Origin of the sequence: Labilibaculum sp. DW002, from assembly GCF_029029525.1 — a bacterium.
Classification (GTDB): Bacteria; Bacteroidota; Bacteroidia; order Bacteroidales; family Marinifilaceae; genus Paralabilibaculum; species Paralabilibaculum antarcticum.
Genome location: NZ_JAKJSC010000001.1, coordinates 2502138 through 2521337, shown reverse-complemented (window position 1 = coordinate 2521337; position 19200 = coordinate 2502138). Strand labels below are relative to the sequence as shown.

The window sequence follows — 19200 nt, the reverse complement described above, 5'->3', positions numbered from 1 at the left end:
TATCTTAAATATTACTTTCTAAAGGCTTCTAGTCGTTTTCTTGCATCAACCGAGAAAATACTATCAGGATATTCAGTTACAATTGTTTTGTAGTTTTCTTTTGCTTTTTCGGGCTTTTGCAGCTTTTCAAATAATTCAGCTTGAACGAATAAGGCCTTTGCGGCTATGGATTCATATGGATGTTCATTAACAATGGCATCTAAAGCTTCATTGGCCAAATCCATTTTGTTTGCCTTATAATAAATTTCGTAGAGCTTAAAATAGGCTTCATCGCTAAGAGAATGTCCTGTGTGATTTTTAAGAAGATCTTCAAATTTTAAAATGGCTAAAGAATCTTTGCGTTGATAGATTAAAAAATCAGCAGCAGCATATAATTTTATTGCTGTATAGCTCGTGTCCAAGGTGGTGTTATCGCTTATCAATTGCGATAGTGAAATGGCATCGTTGGCAATTAATTTCGAAGTACTGCCTTTTAATGCATCAAGCTGTGCTTTCGCCCAAATTACTTCTCCCATATAATAGGAAACCTTTGCCTTTTTAAATTTAGCATCGAAGCCAAGCTCATTGTTTCTGTTCGATTTTTCAATTTGGGAGTAAAGTAAAATCGCATCCCATTTATCATCTGCGAATAATTTTGTGTCTGCTAATTCTAATTTTAACCTTGATTTATTCAAGCTATTAATTCCTTTTTTTGCCAATGTTCTCTCTAATAATTCTATTGATTTATCAGGATTCAGTAAATAGAAAGAATTGATATGTGCATATTGAATTACGCTAGATATTGCTTTTAAATAATTCGCTTCTGTCTCAAAGAATTTTTGATACCGTTCTGATAATTCGATCCAAACATCCTTAGAATAGGAATTTTGCTCTTCCAGAGTTTGGTACCTGGTTTCCAAATCGCCCATTTGAGCAGATAAGTATTTGGGTGCTGATTCACCTTTATCAATCACCAATTGAAAGCACTTAAGGGCTGTTTCATAATCGTGATTAGTTCTGGCTGCATTTGCTAAAGCTAGTAAGCGTGTGCCATCTTCATTCTTCAATAAATCTAAGGATCTGGCTTGGGTAAAGGCAGCTTTAAATTGCTTTTTCTGCATAAAATACCAAAGTAATAGTTCTTTAAAAGCTAGATTGTCAGATTGGGTTTGGATTTTTTGTAAGAGTTGATTTTTTAGAATTGGATCAAGACTTGAATTAATATCCTGCAAAAGGGCCGATTGAAGTCGGTTTTGAATTTGTTTGTTTAGGTTTGGATCGATCGTTAATGCCAATAGGTATTCCGAAACCATTTTCTCGAAATCTCTTTGCGAAAGAAATACATTGGCCAATTCAAGATGAAAAACGTGATCCTGCTTAAGGATTTCGCGCCCTTTCAAATAAGTTTTTATGGCATAATCATATTCTCGTTTACTGATAAAAGAATTTGCTATGCTTGTAATTTGGCTTTTTACCGGAATTAATTTATCCAGTACTTTGTTGTATTGGTTTAGGTGTTTTTCATTTTCTCCAGCCTTTTTATACAGAAAGCCCAAGGCAATTAAAAAACTTCGGTCGTCCGGATTTTTCTTAATCTCCTTTTTAATTGCTTTTTCTGCCTCTTGAAAATTTTCCAATTGAATTAAGCAATCAATATAGTAGTTGAAATAAGTTTTGGAGCGAGTTGCTTTGTGCAAATTAAAAAACAAAGAAGCTGCTGGCTGATATTCCTTATCTCTGAAGTAACCAAAGGCCAATTGGCTATCGGTTTGAATACGATTTTGAGAAAAGGCATGTTCTGATCCCAAGAAGGAGATAAGAAGCAGAAAGCTAATTAAGAATTTTTTCAAAGCAGGATTTTTAATGATACAATAATCAAAAATATAAAAAAAGCCCGGTTGTTTAGAACCGGGCTTCAAAATTAAGTAAATATCCTTTAGTCAATTAAGTCAAATCCTGTATATGGAACCAATGCCTTAGGGATTCTAATTCCTTCAGCGCACTGATTGTTTTCCAATAAAGCAGCTACCATTCTAGGTAAAGCTAAAGCAGAACCATTCAATGTGTGAGCCAATTGAGTTTTCTTCTCATTCTTTTCTTTGAATCTAAGCTTTAAGCGATTAGCTTGGTACGATTCGAAGTTAGAAACAGAACTTACTTCTAGCCACTTATCTTGAGCTGCAGAGAAAACCTCGAAATCGAAAGTTAAAGCTGCTGTGAAACTTGTATCGCCGCCACATAAACGTAGTAAACGGTATGGTAATTCCAATTTCTTGATAATGCTTTCAACATGAGCCACCATTGTATCTAAAGCTTCGTAAGATTTATCAGGATGCTGAAGTTGAACGATTTCTACTTTGTCAAACTGATGAAGGCGATTCAATCCACGAACATCTTTACCATATGAACCTGCTTCGCGACGGAAACAAGCTGAGTAAGCTGTGTTTTTGATAGGGAAATCTTCTGCTTTCAAAATAACATCGCGGTAGATGTTCGTAACCGGAACCTCAGCTGTAGGAATCAAGTATAAGTTATCCTCAGTTGCATGATACATCTGTCCATCCTTATCAGGTAGCTGACCTGTACCATATCCAGAAGCTTCATTTACCATCAATGGAGGAATGACTTCTTCGTATCCGGCCTTACGATTTTCATCAAGGAAAAAGTTGATTAAAGCTCTCTGGAAAATTGCACCCTTACCACGGTATAGAGGAAAACCTGCACCCGTGATTTTGTTTCCTAATTCAAAATCGATGATATTGTATTTTTTAGCTAATTCCCAGTGAGGAATTGCGCCTTCATACAAATTAGGCATTTCACCTTCGGTTCTTTCAATCACATTTTCTTCTTCACCTTTACCTGCTGGTACTGTAGGGTGAGGAATATTAGGAATTTTAAGAAGTAAGTCGTTCAATTGAGAAATAGCATCAGTCATTTCAGTGTTTAATTCCGAAATGGACTCTTTCAACTCTCCGGTTTTAGCTTTAGCAGCATTTGCTTCATCAGCTTTTCCTGACTTAAATAGCATTCCAATTTCCTTTGAAAGGCTATTCATTTCAGCCGAATTAGCATCTAGCTTAATTTGGTTTGCTTTTCTTTTTTCGTCAAGAATAGTGATTTTATCAAAGATTTCTTTCGCATCGAAATTCTTGATTTTAAGGGCTTCAATAGCTTCCTCTTTGTTTTCCTGTATGTATTTAAGACTTAGCATCGGTAACTTTTGTAAATGATTATATCTAAAACTTCAAGGTGTAAAAATAAAAAAATCTCCTGTCTTTACATGAAATAAAGAGAGGAGATTTAAATATTTTAATGCTAAATAAATTATTCAGCAAGAGGCTCAATAGAAACGTATGATTTGTTGTTTCTTTTCTTTTTGAATACCACTGTTCCAGCAACTAGTGCAAATAAAGTGTGATCTTTACCACAACCTACGTGCTCACCTGGATTGTGAGTTGTTCCTCTTTGACGTACTAAAATGCTACCTGCTTTGGCAACTTGTCCGCCATAAATTTTTACGCCTAATCGCTTACTTTCGGATTCTCTACCGTTTCGTGAACTACCGGCTCCTTTTTTATGTGCCATTTTTAGATATTTTTAAGTATTAAGCTACGATTTCTTCAATCTGAATCTGAGATAAGTTCTGACGGTGACCGTTCAGTTTTCTGTATCCTTTTCTTCTTTTCTTCTTGAATACTTTTACCTTATCAGCTCTCAAATGAGAGATTACTTTAGCGCTAACTTTAGCACCTTCAATAGCTGGAGCTCCAACTACAACTTCACCATCTTTGTCTAACAAAAGAACTTTGGCGAATTCTACTTGTCCACCTTCTTCAGTTTGAAGTCTGTGAACAAAAATCTTTTGGTCTTTCTCAACTTTGAATTGCTGACCAGCGATTTCTACAATTGCGTACATTATTCTACAATTTTCGGTTTATTCCTGAAGGTGGGTGTTTTAATACGTTTAAAGCAACCTCTTTTTGAACCCCCAAGGGAAATGTTTTCGGACTGCAAAAATAGAAAACAATAATTGATAAACAAAGTTTTAGGTCTATAAATGAACAGTTTGCTCTTCTTTTTTATTTTTTTAATTTCTTTGACCCAAATATTTTTCAAATATAAACTATAAAAATAAACTTTACCTATATAGTTTTGGCTTTGTTTCGCTTTAATATGTATCTTCATATAAAACATTTTAAGCACAATATAGGAGGGCTATTTTTATAAAAAAAAATACTTTTAAAAATTAGATGAATGATTTCCTGCTAAATTTTAGTTGTTAATTTAAAGGAAATCAGTTTTCTATTTATGCAAAGAGGTAATTTGAAAATTTAGGCTTCACTAATTTTTAAAACAATTCTTATATTTGTTAAATTGATAGCTGATTAATTTTAGGAGTTTTTATGGGTAAGATAAAGCTTAATGTATTAGGATTGTCATACAGTCAGACTCAAACAGGAGCCTATGCACTGGTGCTGTCTGAAGAGGATGGAGATCGGAGAATTCCTATAATAATAGGTGGTGTTGAAGCACAATCTATTGCCATTCAGTTAGAAGAGTTAGCACCACCAAGACCATTAACACACGATTTGTTTAAGAGTTTTGCCGAAGCATTTACTGTAAATGTAGTAGAGGTAAATATTTATCGTCTTGAAGAGGGAATCTTTTATTCAGAATTGATTTGTGAAAAGGGAGCTAATCGAATTCGTATCGATTCAAGAACATCAGATGCGGTAGCTATTGCCTTAAGGTTTAAGTGCCCGATTTACACAACCGATGAAATTATTGAGAAGGCGGGAATTGTATTAAGTATTGAAGGTGAATCACAAGAGCCATCAATTGCAGCACCAAAAGAATCAGAATCAGTGATGCCATCAACTTCTGCGGGAAATCAATTTTCTGATTATTCCTTAGCTCAACTTACTGGGATGTTAGATGATGCCATTAAGGATGAAGATTACGAGAAGGCATCATTATTAAGGGATGAAATTGGAAGAAGAGGAGAGAAAAGTTAATGATATACAAGATAACATCATAAAAAAACGGCAAGCTTTAAGCTTGCCGTTTTTTGTATCTATAATCTAGTGTTTTATATCAACCAGTTCTTTAGGATCGTGCTTATGCTTGAATAGAATGGCAAAGAAAATTGCTATTACCAATGAGTATGCTGCAAAAGTGTTCCAAATATCCATCCAGATAAAATCTCCTGAATCACTAGTGAAGAATGCTCCAATAATAATTCCACTTAGCCATGAGCCCAGAATAGCACCAAAACCATTGGTCATCATCATAAATAGTCCTTGCGCACTTGATCTGATATTTGAATCACACTGTGTTTCTACGAAAAGTGAGCCTGAAATATTGAAAAAGTCAAAAGCCATTCCGTAAATAATACATGAAAGTATAATCATCCAAAGTCCCCCTGATGGATCGCCGTAAGCAAATAGTGCGAATCGCAATACCCATGCAATCATACTGATGATCATCACTTTTTTGATCCCAAACCTCTTTAAAAAGAAAGGAATAGCCAGAATGAATAGTGTTTCAGAAATTTGAGAAATGGACATGATAATTGTTGAGTATTTTACAACAAAAGAATCTGCATATTGCGGAACTTTCTCAAATTCAGATAGGAATCTGTCACCATACATGTTTGTTAGTTGCAATGCCGCTCCTAAAAACATTGAGAAAATGAAGAAAAGAGCCATCTTATAGTTCTTAAACAGCTTAAATGCATTTAAACCTAATGTTTCGGTTAAGGAAGCACCACTTATGGTTGTATTCTGAGGTTTACATTGCGGCATTGTAAAGGAGTATACCGCTAGAACAGCTGCAGCGATTGCAGCAATGTAAAACTGGTGATGTGTTGCTTTTGAACCAGTTAGGTTAGTCACCCACATGGCTGCAATAAAACCAATAGTTCCCCAGACTCTAATAGGTGGGAATACCTTAATTACATCGTAATTTTGATTTTTTAATATGGTATAAGAAATTGAATTCATTAGAGCAATAGTTGGCATGTAGCATATCATAGCCAATAAAATTACCGTAATGAAAAGTGTTGGATCATCAATTTGAGGTAGATATAACATGGCAACTCCTCCTAATAAATGAAGAATTCCATATAGCTTTTCTGCGTTCATCCATCTGTCCGCAATTATACCTGTTAATGTTGGCATAAATAAAGATGAAATTCCCAATGTTGAGAAAACAGCTCCAAATTCTTGTGGCGACCAGCCTTTATTTCCAAACCAGTAGTTTGCAATGGTTATTAACCAAGCTCCCCAGATAAAAAACTGAAGGAAGTTTAATAATGTCAGACGATTCTTTATACCCATAACGTAGTTTTAAAAATAGGTTAGTAATTTAATATGTCTTAATAGCTTATTGGTTGTTCTTGCAGTAGCATTGTTTTTTGTAGAATCGAAATGATCAAAATAGGATTAATAGAATCATTTTGAAATCAAAGCTCTCAAAACTAAGTAAAAAAATAGATTCATAAAACAGTAGGAATGTCTTTTTATGACAATTAAAAGTGATCTGAAACGATTCTATATAATTAAGTCTATAAAAAATCAATATAAATTTAAAGAGTGGATTGGAATTGCATGCGAATAAATTGAGGATAAAAAGTACTTTTGCAATTCACATATGACCAATAAAATGATTCAAGGAAATTCCTTACATGCTAATAATCAATCAGCGAAAGCGAAACTGATGGGAGCCGTTCGAGAATCAATACCAAAGGCATTTGCAACAACAAAATGGCTTTTGAGTATTATGATTCCTGTCTCTTTTGCAGTTTTGTTACTGAATTATACAGGTGTTTTAGCTGTTATCTCGGGCTATTTAGCTCCAGTATTTGAGTTGATGGGCTTACCAGGAGAGTCGGCTTTTGTTTTGCTCACAAGTATTTTTACAAATATCTATACCGCTATAGCCGTTATAACAAGTTTGGAACTGGAAGGAAGAGTGGTAACTATTTTAGCCGCGATGTGTTTGGTTTCTCATGGATTTATTGTTGAGACAGCTGTGCTGAAAAAAACAGGATCATCGGCCATTAGAATGCTTTTAGTTCGTTTGCTGGGAAGTTTTGCGATTGGGGTTTTTCTTAATTGGGCTTTGCCTACAGACCTAATTCATGCGCAAACACAAGTTTTGGTGCAAAATGAAAGTTTTAAAGTAATGTTTATGGATTGGGCTTGGTCTTCTATTTTGCTAAGCGTAAAAGTGGTTGTTTTGATTACTTTATTAATGATTTTGCAGCGAATTTTGGAAGTTTTTGGTGTAATTAAATTAATGTCCAAGATTCTAGCTCCCTTGCAAGTTGTAATGGGCTTACCAGAGTCTACTTCTTTCTCATGGATTGTTGCAAATACCTTAGGATTAGCTTATGGATCAGCAATAATGATTGAACAGGTAGAGAAGGGACAAATGGCCAAATCAGATGCAGATTTATTAAATCATCATGTAGCCGTTTCGCATTCGCAATTGGAAGATCCTTTGCTGTTTGCAGCAATTGGTGCTCCTTTAGGATGGCTAATTATACCTAGATTTTTGTTAGGAGTTTTAGTTGTTTGGCTCTGTAGGTTAGAGAGAGGTTTGAAAAAAGGATTGAACTTTAATTCAAAAAAATCAGGCGACTAAAAAAAATCATTATCTGATATCTTGATACTATTGTCTAATGATGTATCTTTAAAAATTAAATTTTGACACATAATTATGCAACAATATCTTCACTTATTAGAAAGAGTTCTCGAAGAAGGGAATAAAAAAGAAGACCGTACAGGCACTGGTACAGTAAGTGTTTTCGGTCATCAGATGCGATTCGACCTATCGAAAGGATTTCCTGTACTGACTACGAAAAAACTTCATTTAAAATCGATTATTCACGAATTACTCTGGTTTTTAAATGGCGATACGAACGTAAAATACCTTCAGGATAATGGAGTAAGAATTTGGAATGAGTGGGCTGATGAGAATGGTGATTTAGGACATGTTTACGGCTATCAATGGCGTTCCTGGCCAAAACCTAATGGCGAACATGTTGATCAAATTTCTCAATTGATACATGATATTAAAAATAATCCGAACTCGCGACGTTTAATTGTAAGTGCATGGAATGTTGCTGATATTGAAAATATGGCTTTGCCTCCATGTCATGCCTTATTCCAATTTTATGTGGCAGATGGTAAACTATCATGTCAGCTCTACCAGCGAAGTGCTGACATCTTTTTGGGTGTCCCATTTAATATTGCATCATACGCTTTGCTTACAATGATGATTGCACAGGTTTGTGATTTAGAGCCTGGTGATTTTGTTCATACATTAGGCGATGCTCATATCTACAACAATCATCTTGAACAAGTTGATTTACAATTGACACGTGAACCTAAAAAGCTACCTCAAATGAAAATCAATCCTGATGTGAAAAGCATATTCGATTTCAAATATGAGGATTTCAGCCTGGAAAACTACGATCCGCATCCCCATATTAAAGGAGCTATTGCCATTTAAAAAATAATTAGGAATTATTAGTTATTCATGATTAGCAGTACAATTTTGTACTTCTAATTCATAATTAATAATTTATCATTTATAATTATTGAAATATGAAACTATCTATCATCGTTGCAGCCTCTCAAAACAATGTTATTGGGAAAGATAATCAACTGATTTGGCGTTTATCTGCCGACTTAAAACGATTCAAGGCTTTGACTACAGGTCACCATATTATTATGGGTCGTAAAACTTTCGATTCAATAGGAAAACCACTACCTAATCGTACATCTATCATTATCACCCGTCAAGCTGATTATAAAGCTGAGGGTTGTATTGTAGTTAATTCGCTAGAAGAAGCCATTGAGAAAGCTGCAGATCAAGAAGAGGTTTTCATTATTGGTGGTGGTACAATTTACAAGGAAGCATTGTCTAAGGCCGATAAGCTTTATTATACAAAAGTTCACAAAGATTTCGAAGGGGATACTTTTTTTCCAGTTGTAAATTTTCAAGAATGGGAATCGGTAAGTAGAGAAGATTGTATGCCCGATGAGAAGAATGAATATGCTTATTCATTTATTGATTACAAAAGAAAATAGTTTAGTTATGAATAAAATTCTTGCAGGTTTATTTTTAAGCCTCGTCCTATTATCTGGGAATTCCTGTTCTACCGGATCCGATCCGGAGCCAGAGGTTTTGGATGTATTTACTGTGCCTGCACAAATTGCAATACAAATTCACAATATCGTTAACGATTTAGCTATGGAAGTTAATGGTATTGCGATGCATAATTTGAATTTTGAAGAAGATACAATTAAAGTGAATGTAAGTGATTGTCTTGATGCATTAGTATACAGAGATGCATCAACTTCAGTTTTGGATTCAATTGTATTGGATTATGGAACTACTAGTTGTGTTTCTAACGGTGCTAGTTTTCAAGGAAAGATAGTTGTCGATCCTAAAAATGAAGCGTTAAGTAAATTTGATATTCGTTTAAGAGATTTTTCTTCTTCGAGTTATGATATTACAGGTACAATTGAATTTGAATCAACTACTATTGTTAGTGGGAGTGATTTTTTATTAGACGTGAAAAATGCTAATTTCTCCATATTGGGTAGCGATGAGATTACCTATATTTTTCCAATCTCATCCGTAATTAATGAATATACTCTAATTGAGAATGATGACAATACTACCTATACAGATGATATTTTTGAATTTACATCAACTCTTTCAGGCGGAACACCCGATGGAATGTTCTTTAATTTGGAAAGTGTAGACGTTTTAACCTATGACTACTCTTGCAAGAATATAAATGGAGGTGATGCTGATTTTTCAATTGTTGATTTAGGAGATGGAACAATCGACTATGGTGACCCAGACAGTGATTGTGATACCAATGCAACATTAAGGGTTTCAGGAAAAAATATTACAATAGCATTATAAAGAAAAAGGCCGGATATTATCCGGCCTTTTCTATGCGACTTTTAAACGCTTGAGGTTTATTTTTTCAAGTTTTTCACTTGCGTATTTTCTACCTACGGATATTTTCTTTTCGTCACTAGTTGGCAATTCAAACATAGCATCCATCATAATTGCTTCACAAATAGAACGCAAACCACGAGCTCCAAGCTTATACTCAACAGCTTTATCAACAATATACTCCAAAGCAGATTCGTCGAAAGTCAATTCGATATCATCAATACTAAACAACTTATTGTATTGCTTAATAATAGAATTCTTAGGCTCTGTAAGAATATTTCTCAATGCCTCTCTATCCAACGGCTCCAAATAAGTCAATACGGGCAGACGACCTATGATTTCAGGAATTAAACCAAATGATTTCAAATCCTGAGGCGCAATATATTGCAAGAAATTCTCTTGATCTACTTTTTCTGCCTCTTTACTTGCATTAAAACCAACAACTGCTGTATTCAAACGTTGAGCAATTTTACGCTGAATCCCATCAAAAGCACCTCCACAAATGAAAAGTACATTTTTAGTATTCACTGGAATCATCTTCTGGTCAGGATGCTTACGACCTCCTTGTGGTGGCACGTTAATAATAGATCCCTCAAGTAATTTCAATAGACCTTGTTGAACTCCTTCCCCTGAAACATCACGTGTGATTGATGGATTATCACTCTTACGTGCAATCTTATCAATCTCATCGATAAATACAATTCCTTTTTCCGCCGCCTCTACATCGTAATCAGAAGCCTGCAATAAACGCGTTAAAATTGATTCAATATCTTCACCAACATAACCAGCCTCTGTTAATACTGTTGCATCAACAATAGTGAATGGAACGTGAAGCATTTTAGCAATTGTTCTTGCCAAAAGTGTCTTACCTGTACCAGTTTCTCCAACAAGAATAATATTCGATTTTTCAATCTCAATCTCCTCCTCATCATCTTCCTGAAGTAATCTTTTATAATGGTTATATACGGCTACCGAAAGGTATTTCTTAGCTGCATCCTGCCCAATTACATACTGATCAAGAAATGTTTTAATCTCGGTTGGTTTCAACAATTGAAGCTCATTCAGATTAAGATCTGAATTAACCTTAGATTCTTCTTTGATGATATCATGAGCCTGATCAATACAACTATCACAAATATGACCACTGATCCCCGCAATTAAAAGATTGGTATCTTTTTTATCTCGCCCACAAAATGAACATTTATCCATGATTCTTATTTTATAACACTAGAAATGCAAAGTTAAGCATTTTAAGCTTAACTCTGCATTTCTCAATTTTTTATGACTCTATAAGTCTTACTTTTTAGGTTCTCTCAACAAAACTTCGTCAATCATACCATATTCTTTAGCTTCCTGAGCTGTCATCCAATAATCACGATCAGAATTCTTCTCAACCGTTTCGAAAGGCATACCTGAATGATCAGAGATAATCGTATAAAGCTCTTTCTTCAACTTCATAATCTCGCGAGCAGTAATTTCAATATCAGATGCCTGACCTTGTGCTCCTCCCATTGGTTGATGAATCATTACTCGTGAATGTTTCAAGGCAGAACGCTTTCCTTTTTCTCCAGCAGTCAATAATACCGCACCCATTGATGCAGCCATACCCGTACAGATTGTTGCAATATCGCAATTGATATACTGCATAGTATCATAAATTCCTAAGCCAGCGTGAACAGATCCACCTGGGGTGTTAAAATAAATCTGAATATCCTTTGACGGATCAGTAGACTCAAGAAATAAAAGCTGAGCCATGATAATATTTGCTACATAATCATCAATAGGCACACCCAAAAAGATGATTCTATCCATCATCAAACGAGAAAATACATCCATTGATGCAATATTCAACTGACGTTCCTCGATAATTGTAGGAGAAATATATGAATTCGCAATAGAAGTATATTTATCTAATGTCAGGCTACTAATGCCTCTATGCTTAGTCGCAAACTTTTTAAATTCGTCTTGTGGTATCATAGTGATATGATTTTATATTTCGTAGACCTAAATTAGTCAAATTTTCTCCATTTGAAAAGAATGGCTTAACAAAATCAATAGTTTAATTCAAAAAGAAAACCACGCTTTATACAAAGCGTGGTTTAATGTATTATTTCGGTATACCGACTTATTCAAACATTTTGTTGAATTCTTCAGTAGAAATCTCCTTGTCTTCAACCTTAATTGTGTTCTTAAGGTAATCAGCAACTTTATCATCTAACTTACGATCCCAGATTTTTCTAGCCTCGTCTTTATTTTCTAACATTTGCTTAGCATAGTTAGTCAAGTACTCTTCTGGCACTTCCATCATACCATACTGCTGAAATTGCATTAAAGCTTGTTTCTTAGCAAATTCTACAACCTCTTCTTCTTCAACTTTAAGGTCGTTATCTTTTACTAACCTATCTTTAATCAACTGCCATCTAATATCATCTGAGTAGTTTTCGAAATCTTTCTCAACTTGCTCAGCAGTCATTTCTTTGTTAGTTGCAATAATCCAACGTTTCAAGAACTCTACTGGCAATTCAATCTTAGCTTTCTTAACTAATTTCTCTTTTGCATCGATAAGGAATTTGTAATCGCTATCATTAACCAATTGAGCTTCGATATCAGCTTTAATTTGGTTTTTGAATTCTTCTTCGTTAGCAACTTTTCCTTCACCAAATACCTTATCGAATAACTCCTGATTCATTTCAGCGTTAACAAATTTGTTAACTTCTGTAATTGTAAATTGGAAGTCTGCATCTAAAACTTCAGCTTCTTCTTTAGAGATGTTTAGCATAGAAGCTAAATCAGTTCTGTTAGGGAATGCCTTAGCAGGATTGAAAGTAATAATCTGGTTTACGTTAGCACCTACGAACTTAGCTTTAGACTCTTCGTCTTTCATATATTCCAATGAAATAGCTACATCTTCACTTGCGATACCACCTTCAACAACATTACCTTCAGCGTCAAGTTGAGCAAAGTTACCTTTAAGGATTTCTTTATCTTCTACAACTTCAGCTTCGTTGTTAGAACCAAAACGACGAGCGTGCATATCTACACCATTCTGAATCATTTTCTCATCAACAGCAATTTTAAAGAAGTTGATTTTATCTCTCTTACTTAGGTTTAGAGTGTACTCAGGAGCCATAGCAATGTCGAATACAAATTCGAACTCTGTATCTTTCTCCCAGTTGATGCTCTTTTGCTCAGTCTCGTTTGGAAGAGGCTCACCTAAGATATCCAACTTATTTTCTTCGATATACTTGTATAGCTCTTGACCAAGAATTTTATTTACTTCATCAGCTAAAACAGGAGTACCATACATTTTTTTAATCAAACCCATTGGCACTTTACCAGGACGGAAGCCATCAATACTAGCTTTTCTACGATGGTCCTTAAGCACAGAGTCAACTTGACTCGCATAATCTTCCTTTACTAACTGTAATTTAATTACAGCATTCAAATCATCAGTGTTGGTTCTTGTGATATTCATTTTTCAGCTATTAGAATGATAAAACCTTTAAAATTGCAAAAAACCGCCACAAGCATGATGTTGTACATCTTCAGCAGGGCGGTTTAAGGTTATTTTTCTGTAGTGCGGATGAAGGGACTCGAACCCCCACGCCTCTCGGCACTAGATCCTAAGTCTAGCGCGGCTACCAATTACGCCACATCCGCGGGTTAATTGCGGTGCAAATATAAACGTCTTTTTTTATTTGTGCAATAGTAAATTTGAAAAAAACAGAAGTTTTTTTTAAGAATGATAAATCCCGCACATTAATTCCGTTTTTGAATTAATTTATTGATTGCGCTAAAGCTTTATTTTACTGGCTTTCTAAGCTCAAAATTCTTTCCCAAGTATACTCTACGCACATCTTCGTCAGCGGCTAACTCTTCTGCCGTACCCGATTTCAGGATATTCCCTTCGAACAATAAATAGGCTCTTTCAGTAATTGAAAGCGTTTCTTGTACATTGTGGTCGGTTATTAGAATTCCAATATTCTTATCTTTCAGTTTACGAACAATATCCTGAATGTCTTCTACAGCAATTGGGTCTACTCCGGCAAATGGCTCATCCAAAAGAATAAATTTTGGTTTAATTGATAAGGCTCTTGCAATCTCTGTTCTTCTACGCTCACCACCGGAGAGTTGTATTCCTAAACTCTTACGAATTTTTTGAAGACTGAATTCATCCAACATTTCTTCAAGACGTTGCTCCTGATATTCTTTTGTAAAATCAGACATTTGAAGAACCGCTTTAATGTTGTCCTCAACACTTAACTTACGAAAGACAGAAGCTTCCTGAGCTAAATAACCAACTCCCATTTGAGCTCGTTTATATACTGGTTCCTTTGTTATTTCTCTTTCATCAAGATAGATTCGACCTCCATTAGGTTGAATCAATCCAACTATCATGTAAAAAGATGTTGTTTTTCCAGCACCATTAGGTCCAAGTAGTCCAACAATCTCCCCTTGTTTTACTTCTACCGAAACTCCTTTTACTACAGTACGGCTTTTGTATTTCTTTACTAAATTTTCAGCTCTTAAAATCATCGTGATTCAATATGTTTAACGATCGGAATGGTGCAAATATAAAAAAGATCTATGAGAATAAAGTGCTGTGCACTAATCCTAGTGATCTCAATAAATTGTAAATTTTGTTAAAAAGTAAATTGGAACATCGCACGAATGCCAAATTCTTCAAAGTCCTGATTTGGGTTTGGATCCAAGTGATTCAGTCGCCACATGGCATCTACACGGAAAAACTTGAAGATATTTTCAATGCCCACACTCGCCTCAAAATAAGGATCCTTTACATCTGATAAGCCTTGTGGGAATAGCATTTTGGCATCAGAGTCGGCAAGAGCTCCATTGTTTTTATCACTTAAGCTACCAATTAAACCTTTTCCAGAAATAACAGTTCTCCATTTTAGTTTCCTAAACAAGGGAATTCTATTCATAATAAAACCATGAAAATGGTGTTCCAGGGAAAGACTAACATACTGATCACTGGCAAACTCAAAATAGTTCATCATATTGAAAGCATACGGGTCGAATGCATAGGTCTCATTCCCTTCGTGTAAATGAAGCAGTGGATATGGAACTTTCCCAAATAGTTTTCCAGCATTAAGTAAATAGTAAAAATTACCTATAGGTGGAATTTCAACAGTATGCTCAATACTAAGATCTACTTTGTAATATTCGTTATCAGCGCCAAGCGCATCTTTCATTCCCATGGTAAGGTAAAGGTTAAAAATAGGGAAGGGGCCACCTAAATGCACTCTTTCGAATTCTCCCATTACCATTTTTTCATTTTGGGTAAATCGCGTTCTTAATTCTAGTTCGGTAGAAGTAATTCCAGATATTGGAGCCGCTCCGTTAGCTAATGTGTTACCAAAAGGGACAAATTTAGTTGGACTAATATCTCGGTAACGAAATTTTAATGTATTCATGAATCCCTGAAACCACTCCTTTTCGTAATGTGCTTCAAACTGATTCATCATCGTCAGTTTATTATTAGGATTTCGTTTCAATAAAGAAGCCAAAATATTACCTTCAGTAAAGGCATTGGGGCTCTTTCCAAGTTGATGTATGTCATGTCTCCATTGCATACCAAAACTCTCGCGAGGCAATTTGTCTATCATGTACAAAAAGCCCAGACCATACTTAAAACGATTGTCTTTATCACCATAGGCAAGATGTGCATTATACATCACCTTCGTACTGAAATCATTGGATGTTCTTCCTCCGAACATAAAACGATTTCCTTCAATCTCGTTAAATGAGTACAACTTATAATAAGGCCCATATTCGAACATACCTTTTGTATAATATCCGGTCACGAAAGTTTGTATCACATCAACGATATTTCGATACAATGGAACATTTTGAATAGAATCAACCATAGAATAAATTCCTGATTCACGTTCCGAAAGTTTAAATGGGCGAGCATTATCCCAATATTCTTTAGATTGCGAAAGTGCGGTTTCTTTAACAATCACATTGTTATCGAGTTTTACAATTTCTTCTTTAATTGGAGGATTGATTTTACATCGCGATATGAAATCGATTTTCGTCCAAAGAATCCCATTTGATTTGTAGAATCCCTATTAGTCAACATGAAATCAACAAACAAATCCTGTTTTTTCAAGAACCAAGTCGAGTCATTTACCTTTTGAAATTCATTGGTACTCACCAAATCGGTTACCCAATTCAGATTAACATCTTTGGTGATACGCATTTTCATATTATCAATAGCGAAGGTTGTATCAGCCACCCAGAAATCACCTACAAAACAAGGATCCAATTTCCTTTTAGGCTTGAATGACATGTGGTAAGACCAATTGCCATCGCGATAGGCACTATCCGTCAAATAATACTTATAATAACTCAATCCTCCATCAGCAATGGGACTCACAAAGCCCTTATTAAAAAGATCGATGAAATTGTCGTAAATATTAATATTCTGATGTAACTGTCCTGTAAACTGAGCTAAACTTGCATTATCCTCTACTCCTGACATTTGAGATGCTTTAATAACTTCTCGTTCAAGCTTAGGACTTTTTCTATAATAATAATCCGATAAAGATTCAGTAATAAAAACTGGAAGGTATGACTTTCCGGTCACAACAGATGTATCGACATAATCAAAAACGAATTGGAATTGACGCATGATTTTTTTGTTCTTAAAATCATCTCCAATATTATTCAAATCCATTTCCATTTTCGTGTAGGTTTCGTATTGATACGATTCTAAACGAGCAGGGTTATTCTTTTTTTTACGTGCGATTATTTTACGTAAAAGTATATGCGCTGGATTTTCACCAGGAACCACTTTAATTTCATTAAGAGCAACTGTCTCCGAATGCAACTCTATATTTAGGGTTTGAAAAATTCCCTTCTGAATTTTATAAACTCGCTCTTTATAACCAACAAAAGAAACAAATAACGAATCGGTTGGTGTTCGGGTTTCTAAAAAATAATTCCCATCAAAATCAGTTGTTGTTCCAATGGTAGTTCCTTTAAATGCAATATTTACAAAAGGAAGCGGTTGCTTTGTTTCTGAATCGATAATTCGACCACGAATTTTCGTTGATTGTGCCAATACTACTTGGCTAAATCCAGAAAATACCAATATCGTTAATAACAGAAACCCTGTTTTTAAAATCTTCATCATATATAAATAATCGTAATTGCCAGAGCTATAGGTATAGTTCAGGCATTAGTTAAATGAAAAATACAAATAAATAGAGTAGTTATTTATTCAAAGGCTGCTTGTTGTTTCTTCTGAACGTTTTTAGAGATTTTAATTCCAATTTCATAAAGCAACATTAATGGTAAGCATACCAATACCTGAGAGAAAATATCAGGAGGTGTAATAATAGCCGAGAGTATTAATATTAACACAATAGAATGCTTTCTATATTTTCTTAAGAATTCCGGGCTCACCAGACCTATTTTACTCAAGAAAAAGATTAGAATAGGCAACTCAAAAATAATTCCACTTGCTAACACTATAGAAGTCACTGTAGAAATGTACGAATTCAAGTTAATCTGATTCATAACCTGAGAAGAGACATTATATGAACCTAGAAAATGTACAGATAAAGGTGTAATCACATAATAACCAAAAGCAACTCCCAATGCGAATAAGAAACTTGTGTAAAAGATAGAACCTCTCGCATGTTTTTGCTCTTTTTTATATAATGCTGGTTTTACAAATCTCCAGAACTCAAAAAACAGATATGGGAAGCCAGCAATCAATCCAATCACCAATGAAACAGTAATGTGAGTTGCAAATTGACCAGCCATATTTATATTAATGACTTGAAATGGCTTCGTATTAATCTTTAATGATTCAACACCTGTATAGTCAGATAGTAAAGAGAACATTCTATTGGTGAAAAACTCTGGGTTTTTTGGAGCTAGAATAAGAACATTGAAAATGAAATCATAAAAAATAAAAGCTACGACTGCAAAAGCCATAACTGCTATAACCGAGCGCATTAAGTGCCATCTGAGTTCCTCTAAGTGTTCTAGGAAACTCATCCCATCTTCTTCTTTTACTTCCTCTTTATCTGACATATGTATTGTTTTGCGAAGTAGCTAAGTTAAACAATTCCTTCTTTCAAAATATCATGTAAGTGCACCATTCCAACATATTTTTCATCTTGAATAACCGCAAGTTGAGTAATGTTGTTGCTTTCCATTAGATGAAAGGCATTGATAGCCAGCGCATCGGAATCAATTGTTTTTGGATTTTTACTCATGATATCTTTTGCAAGAAGATGACTTACATCCTTATTTTGTTCCAACATTCTACGAAGGTCACCATCTGTAATAATTCCAATTAACTTATTGTTTTCGTTAACCACAGCAGTAGCTCCCATTCTTTTAGAAGATATTTCTAGAATTATTGGGCGAATAGTTTCCTGTTCAGATACTTTTGGCGGAAGATCTTTTCCATAAAGATCACTAACACGCAAATACAGTTTCTTTCCTAAAGCTCCTCCTGGGTGAAATTTAGCAAAATCTTGAGATGTGAACTGACGCATTTCAAGTAATGATACTGCTAATGCATCGCCTATAACTAACTGCGCAGTTGTTGAATTAGTAGGAGCCAAATTGTTTGGACAAGCCTCTTTGTCAGCGACAGCCTTTAGAACGTAATCTGATTGTTTTGCAAGGAAAGAATCTAAACCAGCAACCATTCCAACTAATGTATTACCTACATTCTTAATTAGTGGTGCCAAAACCTTAATTTCTGGTGTATTCCCACTTTTCGAAATACAAATAATAATATCATCAGGCATAATCATACCTAAATCTCCGTGAATTGCATCTGCCGCATGCATAAACATAGAAGGTGTACCTGTAGAATTTAGAGTAGCAACAATTTTAGTTGCAATATTGGCACTTTTACCAATTCCTGTAACTACAACACGCCCCTTACTTTCTAGAATTAATTCTACTGTGTTGACGAAATCTCCATCAATATACTTTTTAAGTTGACTAATGGTTTTTTCCTCTTCTGCAATCGTTTTAATCGCAATTTCTTTAATATTGTATGTAGGCTCCAAATCTTTTGAATTTTATGGTCTGCACAAAGCTAAACAAAGTCCGACAAATCAATCTTTAATTCTCAGTTAAAAGCTGTTAAAAGATTTCAAGGTTTTGTTTTCTTCAAATGTTTATCTAAATTTAAAATACAAAAGTATCGAAATTTGTAATACGGGAATGAATGGTGATGTAAATATT

The 19200-nt window shown here is 34.8% G+C and carries 18 protein-coding genes and 1 tRNA gene; 5 read left to right on the top strand and 14 right to left on the bottom strand.

Annotation, left to right across the window (positions count from 1 at the left end):
• Window positions 1-11: 11 nt before the first annotated feature.
• The 4 genes from L3049_RS09990 to rplU form a co-directional block, all read right to left on the bottom strand.
• Window positions 12-1829: a tetratricopeptide repeat protein gene (locus L3049_RS09990; RefSeq protein WP_275109663.1), complete on the bottom strand. Its 1818-nt coding sequence runs from the start codon at window positions 1827-1829 to the stop codon at window positions 12-14.
• Window positions 1830-1915: 86 nt separating this feature from the next.
• Entirely contained in the window at window positions 1916-3190 is a 1275-nt protein-coding gene (gene serS / locus L3049_RS09985) for a serine--tRNA ligase (protein WP_275109662.1), read from the bottom strand.
• Window positions 3191-3303: 113 nt separating this feature from the next.
• Window positions 3304-3564: a 50S ribosomal protein L27 gene (rpmA, locus tag L3049_RS09980; protein WP_129252600.1), complete on the bottom strand. Its 261-nt coding sequence runs from the start codon at window positions 3562-3564 to the stop codon at window positions 3304-3306.
• Between the two features lie 19 nt (window positions 3565-3583).
• A complete protein-coding gene (gene rplU / locus L3049_RS09975; RefSeq protein WP_275109661.1) occupies window positions 3584-3895 on the bottom strand; it encodes a 50S ribosomal protein L21 in 312 nt (103 codons plus the stop codon).
• Window positions 3896-4382: 487 nt separating this feature from the next.
• On the opposite strand from rplU, the gene L3049_RS09970 reads away from it, so the two are divergent.
• A complete protein-coding gene (locus L3049_RS09970; protein WP_275109660.1) occupies window positions 4383-4994 on the top strand; it encodes a bifunctional nuclease family protein in 612 nt (203 codons plus the stop codon).
• Between the two features lie 66 nt (window positions 4995-5060).
• Here L3049_RS09970 and L3049_RS09965 read toward each other — a convergent pair whose 3' ends face one another.
• Entirely contained in the window at window positions 5061-6317 is a 1257-nt protein-coding gene (locus tag L3049_RS09965) for a nucleoside permease (protein ID WP_275109659.1), read from the bottom strand.
• 325 nt (window positions 6318-6642) lie between these two features.
• On the opposite strand from L3049_RS09965, the gene L3049_RS09960 reads away from it, so the two are divergent.
• The 4 genes from L3049_RS09960 (at window position 6643) to L3049_RS09945 (ending at window position 9924) form a co-directional block, all read left to right on the top strand.
• On the top strand, window positions 6643-7626 hold the full coding sequence (locus L3049_RS09960; RefSeq protein WP_275109658.1) for a nucleoside recognition domain-containing protein: 984 nt from the start codon (window positions 6643-6645) through the stop codon (window positions 7624-7626).
• 75 nt (window positions 7627-7701) lie between these two features.
• The gene (locus tag L3049_RS09955) at window positions 7702-8496 is read left to right on the top strand and encodes a thymidylate synthase (protein WP_275109657.1); all 795 of its coding nucleotides are present in this window, start codon (window positions 7702-7704) and stop codon (window positions 8494-8496) included.
• Window positions 8497-8591: 95 nt separating this feature from the next.
• A complete protein-coding gene (locus L3049_RS09950) occupies window positions 8592-9077 on the top strand; it encodes a dihydrofolate reductase (protein WP_275109656.1) in 486 nt (161 codons plus the stop codon).
• Window positions 9078-9084: 7 nt separating this feature from the next.
• A complete protein-coding gene (locus L3049_RS09945; RefSeq protein WP_275109655.1) occupies window positions 9085-9924 on the top strand; it encodes a hypothetical protein in 840 nt (279 codons plus the stop codon).
• Window positions 9925-9954: 30 nt separating this feature from the next.
• Here L3049_RS09945 and clpX read toward each other — a convergent pair whose 3' ends face one another.
• The 9 genes from clpX to L3049_RS09900 all read right to left on the bottom strand — a co-directional run bounded on the left by clpX (window position 9955) and on the right by L3049_RS09900 (window position 19022).
• Entirely contained in the window at window positions 9955-11169 is a 1215-nt protein-coding gene (gene clpX, locus L3049_RS09940) for an ATP-dependent Clp protease ATP-binding subunit ClpX (protein WP_275109654.1), read from the bottom strand.
• Between the two features lie 87 nt (window positions 11170-11256).
• A complete protein-coding gene (gene clpP / locus L3049_RS09935; RefSeq protein ID WP_275109653.1) occupies window positions 11257-11937 on the bottom strand; it encodes an ATP-dependent Clp endopeptidase proteolytic subunit ClpP in 681 nt (226 codons plus the stop codon).
• 148 nt (window positions 11938-12085) lie between these two features.
• Complete coding sequence (gene tig / locus L3049_RS09930; protein WP_275109652.1) at window positions 12086-13435, bottom strand: trigger factor; 1350 nt, start codon at window positions 13433-13435, stop codon at window positions 12086-12088.
• Window positions 13436-13538: 103 nt separating this feature from the next.
• A tRNA-Leu gene (locus L3049_RS09925) sits at window positions 13539-13620 on the bottom strand.
• Between the two features lie 141 nt (window positions 13621-13761).
• Window positions 13762-14496, bottom strand: a complete 735-nt coding sequence (gene lptB, locus L3049_RS09920; RefSeq protein WP_275109651.1) for an LPS export ABC transporter ATP-binding protein — start codon at window positions 14494-14496, stop codon at window positions 13762-13764.
• Window positions 14497-14603: 107 nt separating this feature from the next.
• On the bottom strand, window positions 14604-15944 hold the full coding sequence (locus L3049_RS09915; protein ID WP_275109650.1) for a DUF5686 family protein: 1341 nt from the start codon (window positions 15942-15944) through the stop codon (window positions 14604-14606).
• Between the two features lie 14 nt (window positions 15945-15958).
• The gene (locus L3049_RS09910; RefSeq protein WP_275109649.1) at window positions 15959-17119 is read right to left on the bottom strand and encodes a DUF5686 and carboxypeptidase-like regulatory domain-containing protein; all 1161 of its coding nucleotides are present in this window, start codon (window positions 17117-17119) and stop codon (window positions 15959-15961) included.
• Window positions 17120-17202: 83 nt separating this feature from the next.
• Window positions 17203-18027, bottom strand: coding sequence for a twin-arginine translocase subunit TatC (gene tatC, locus L3049_RS09905; RefSeq protein WP_275109648.1), 825 nt, complete (start codon window positions 18025-18027; stop codon window positions 17203-17205).
• A gap of 26 nt (window positions 18028-18053) precedes the next feature.
• Window positions 18054-19022, bottom strand: a complete 969-nt coding sequence (locus L3049_RS09900) for a KpsF/GutQ family sugar-phosphate isomerase (protein ID WP_275109647.1) — start codon at window positions 19020-19022, stop codon at window positions 18054-18056.
• Between the last annotated feature and the right edge of the window lie 178 nt (window positions 19023-19200).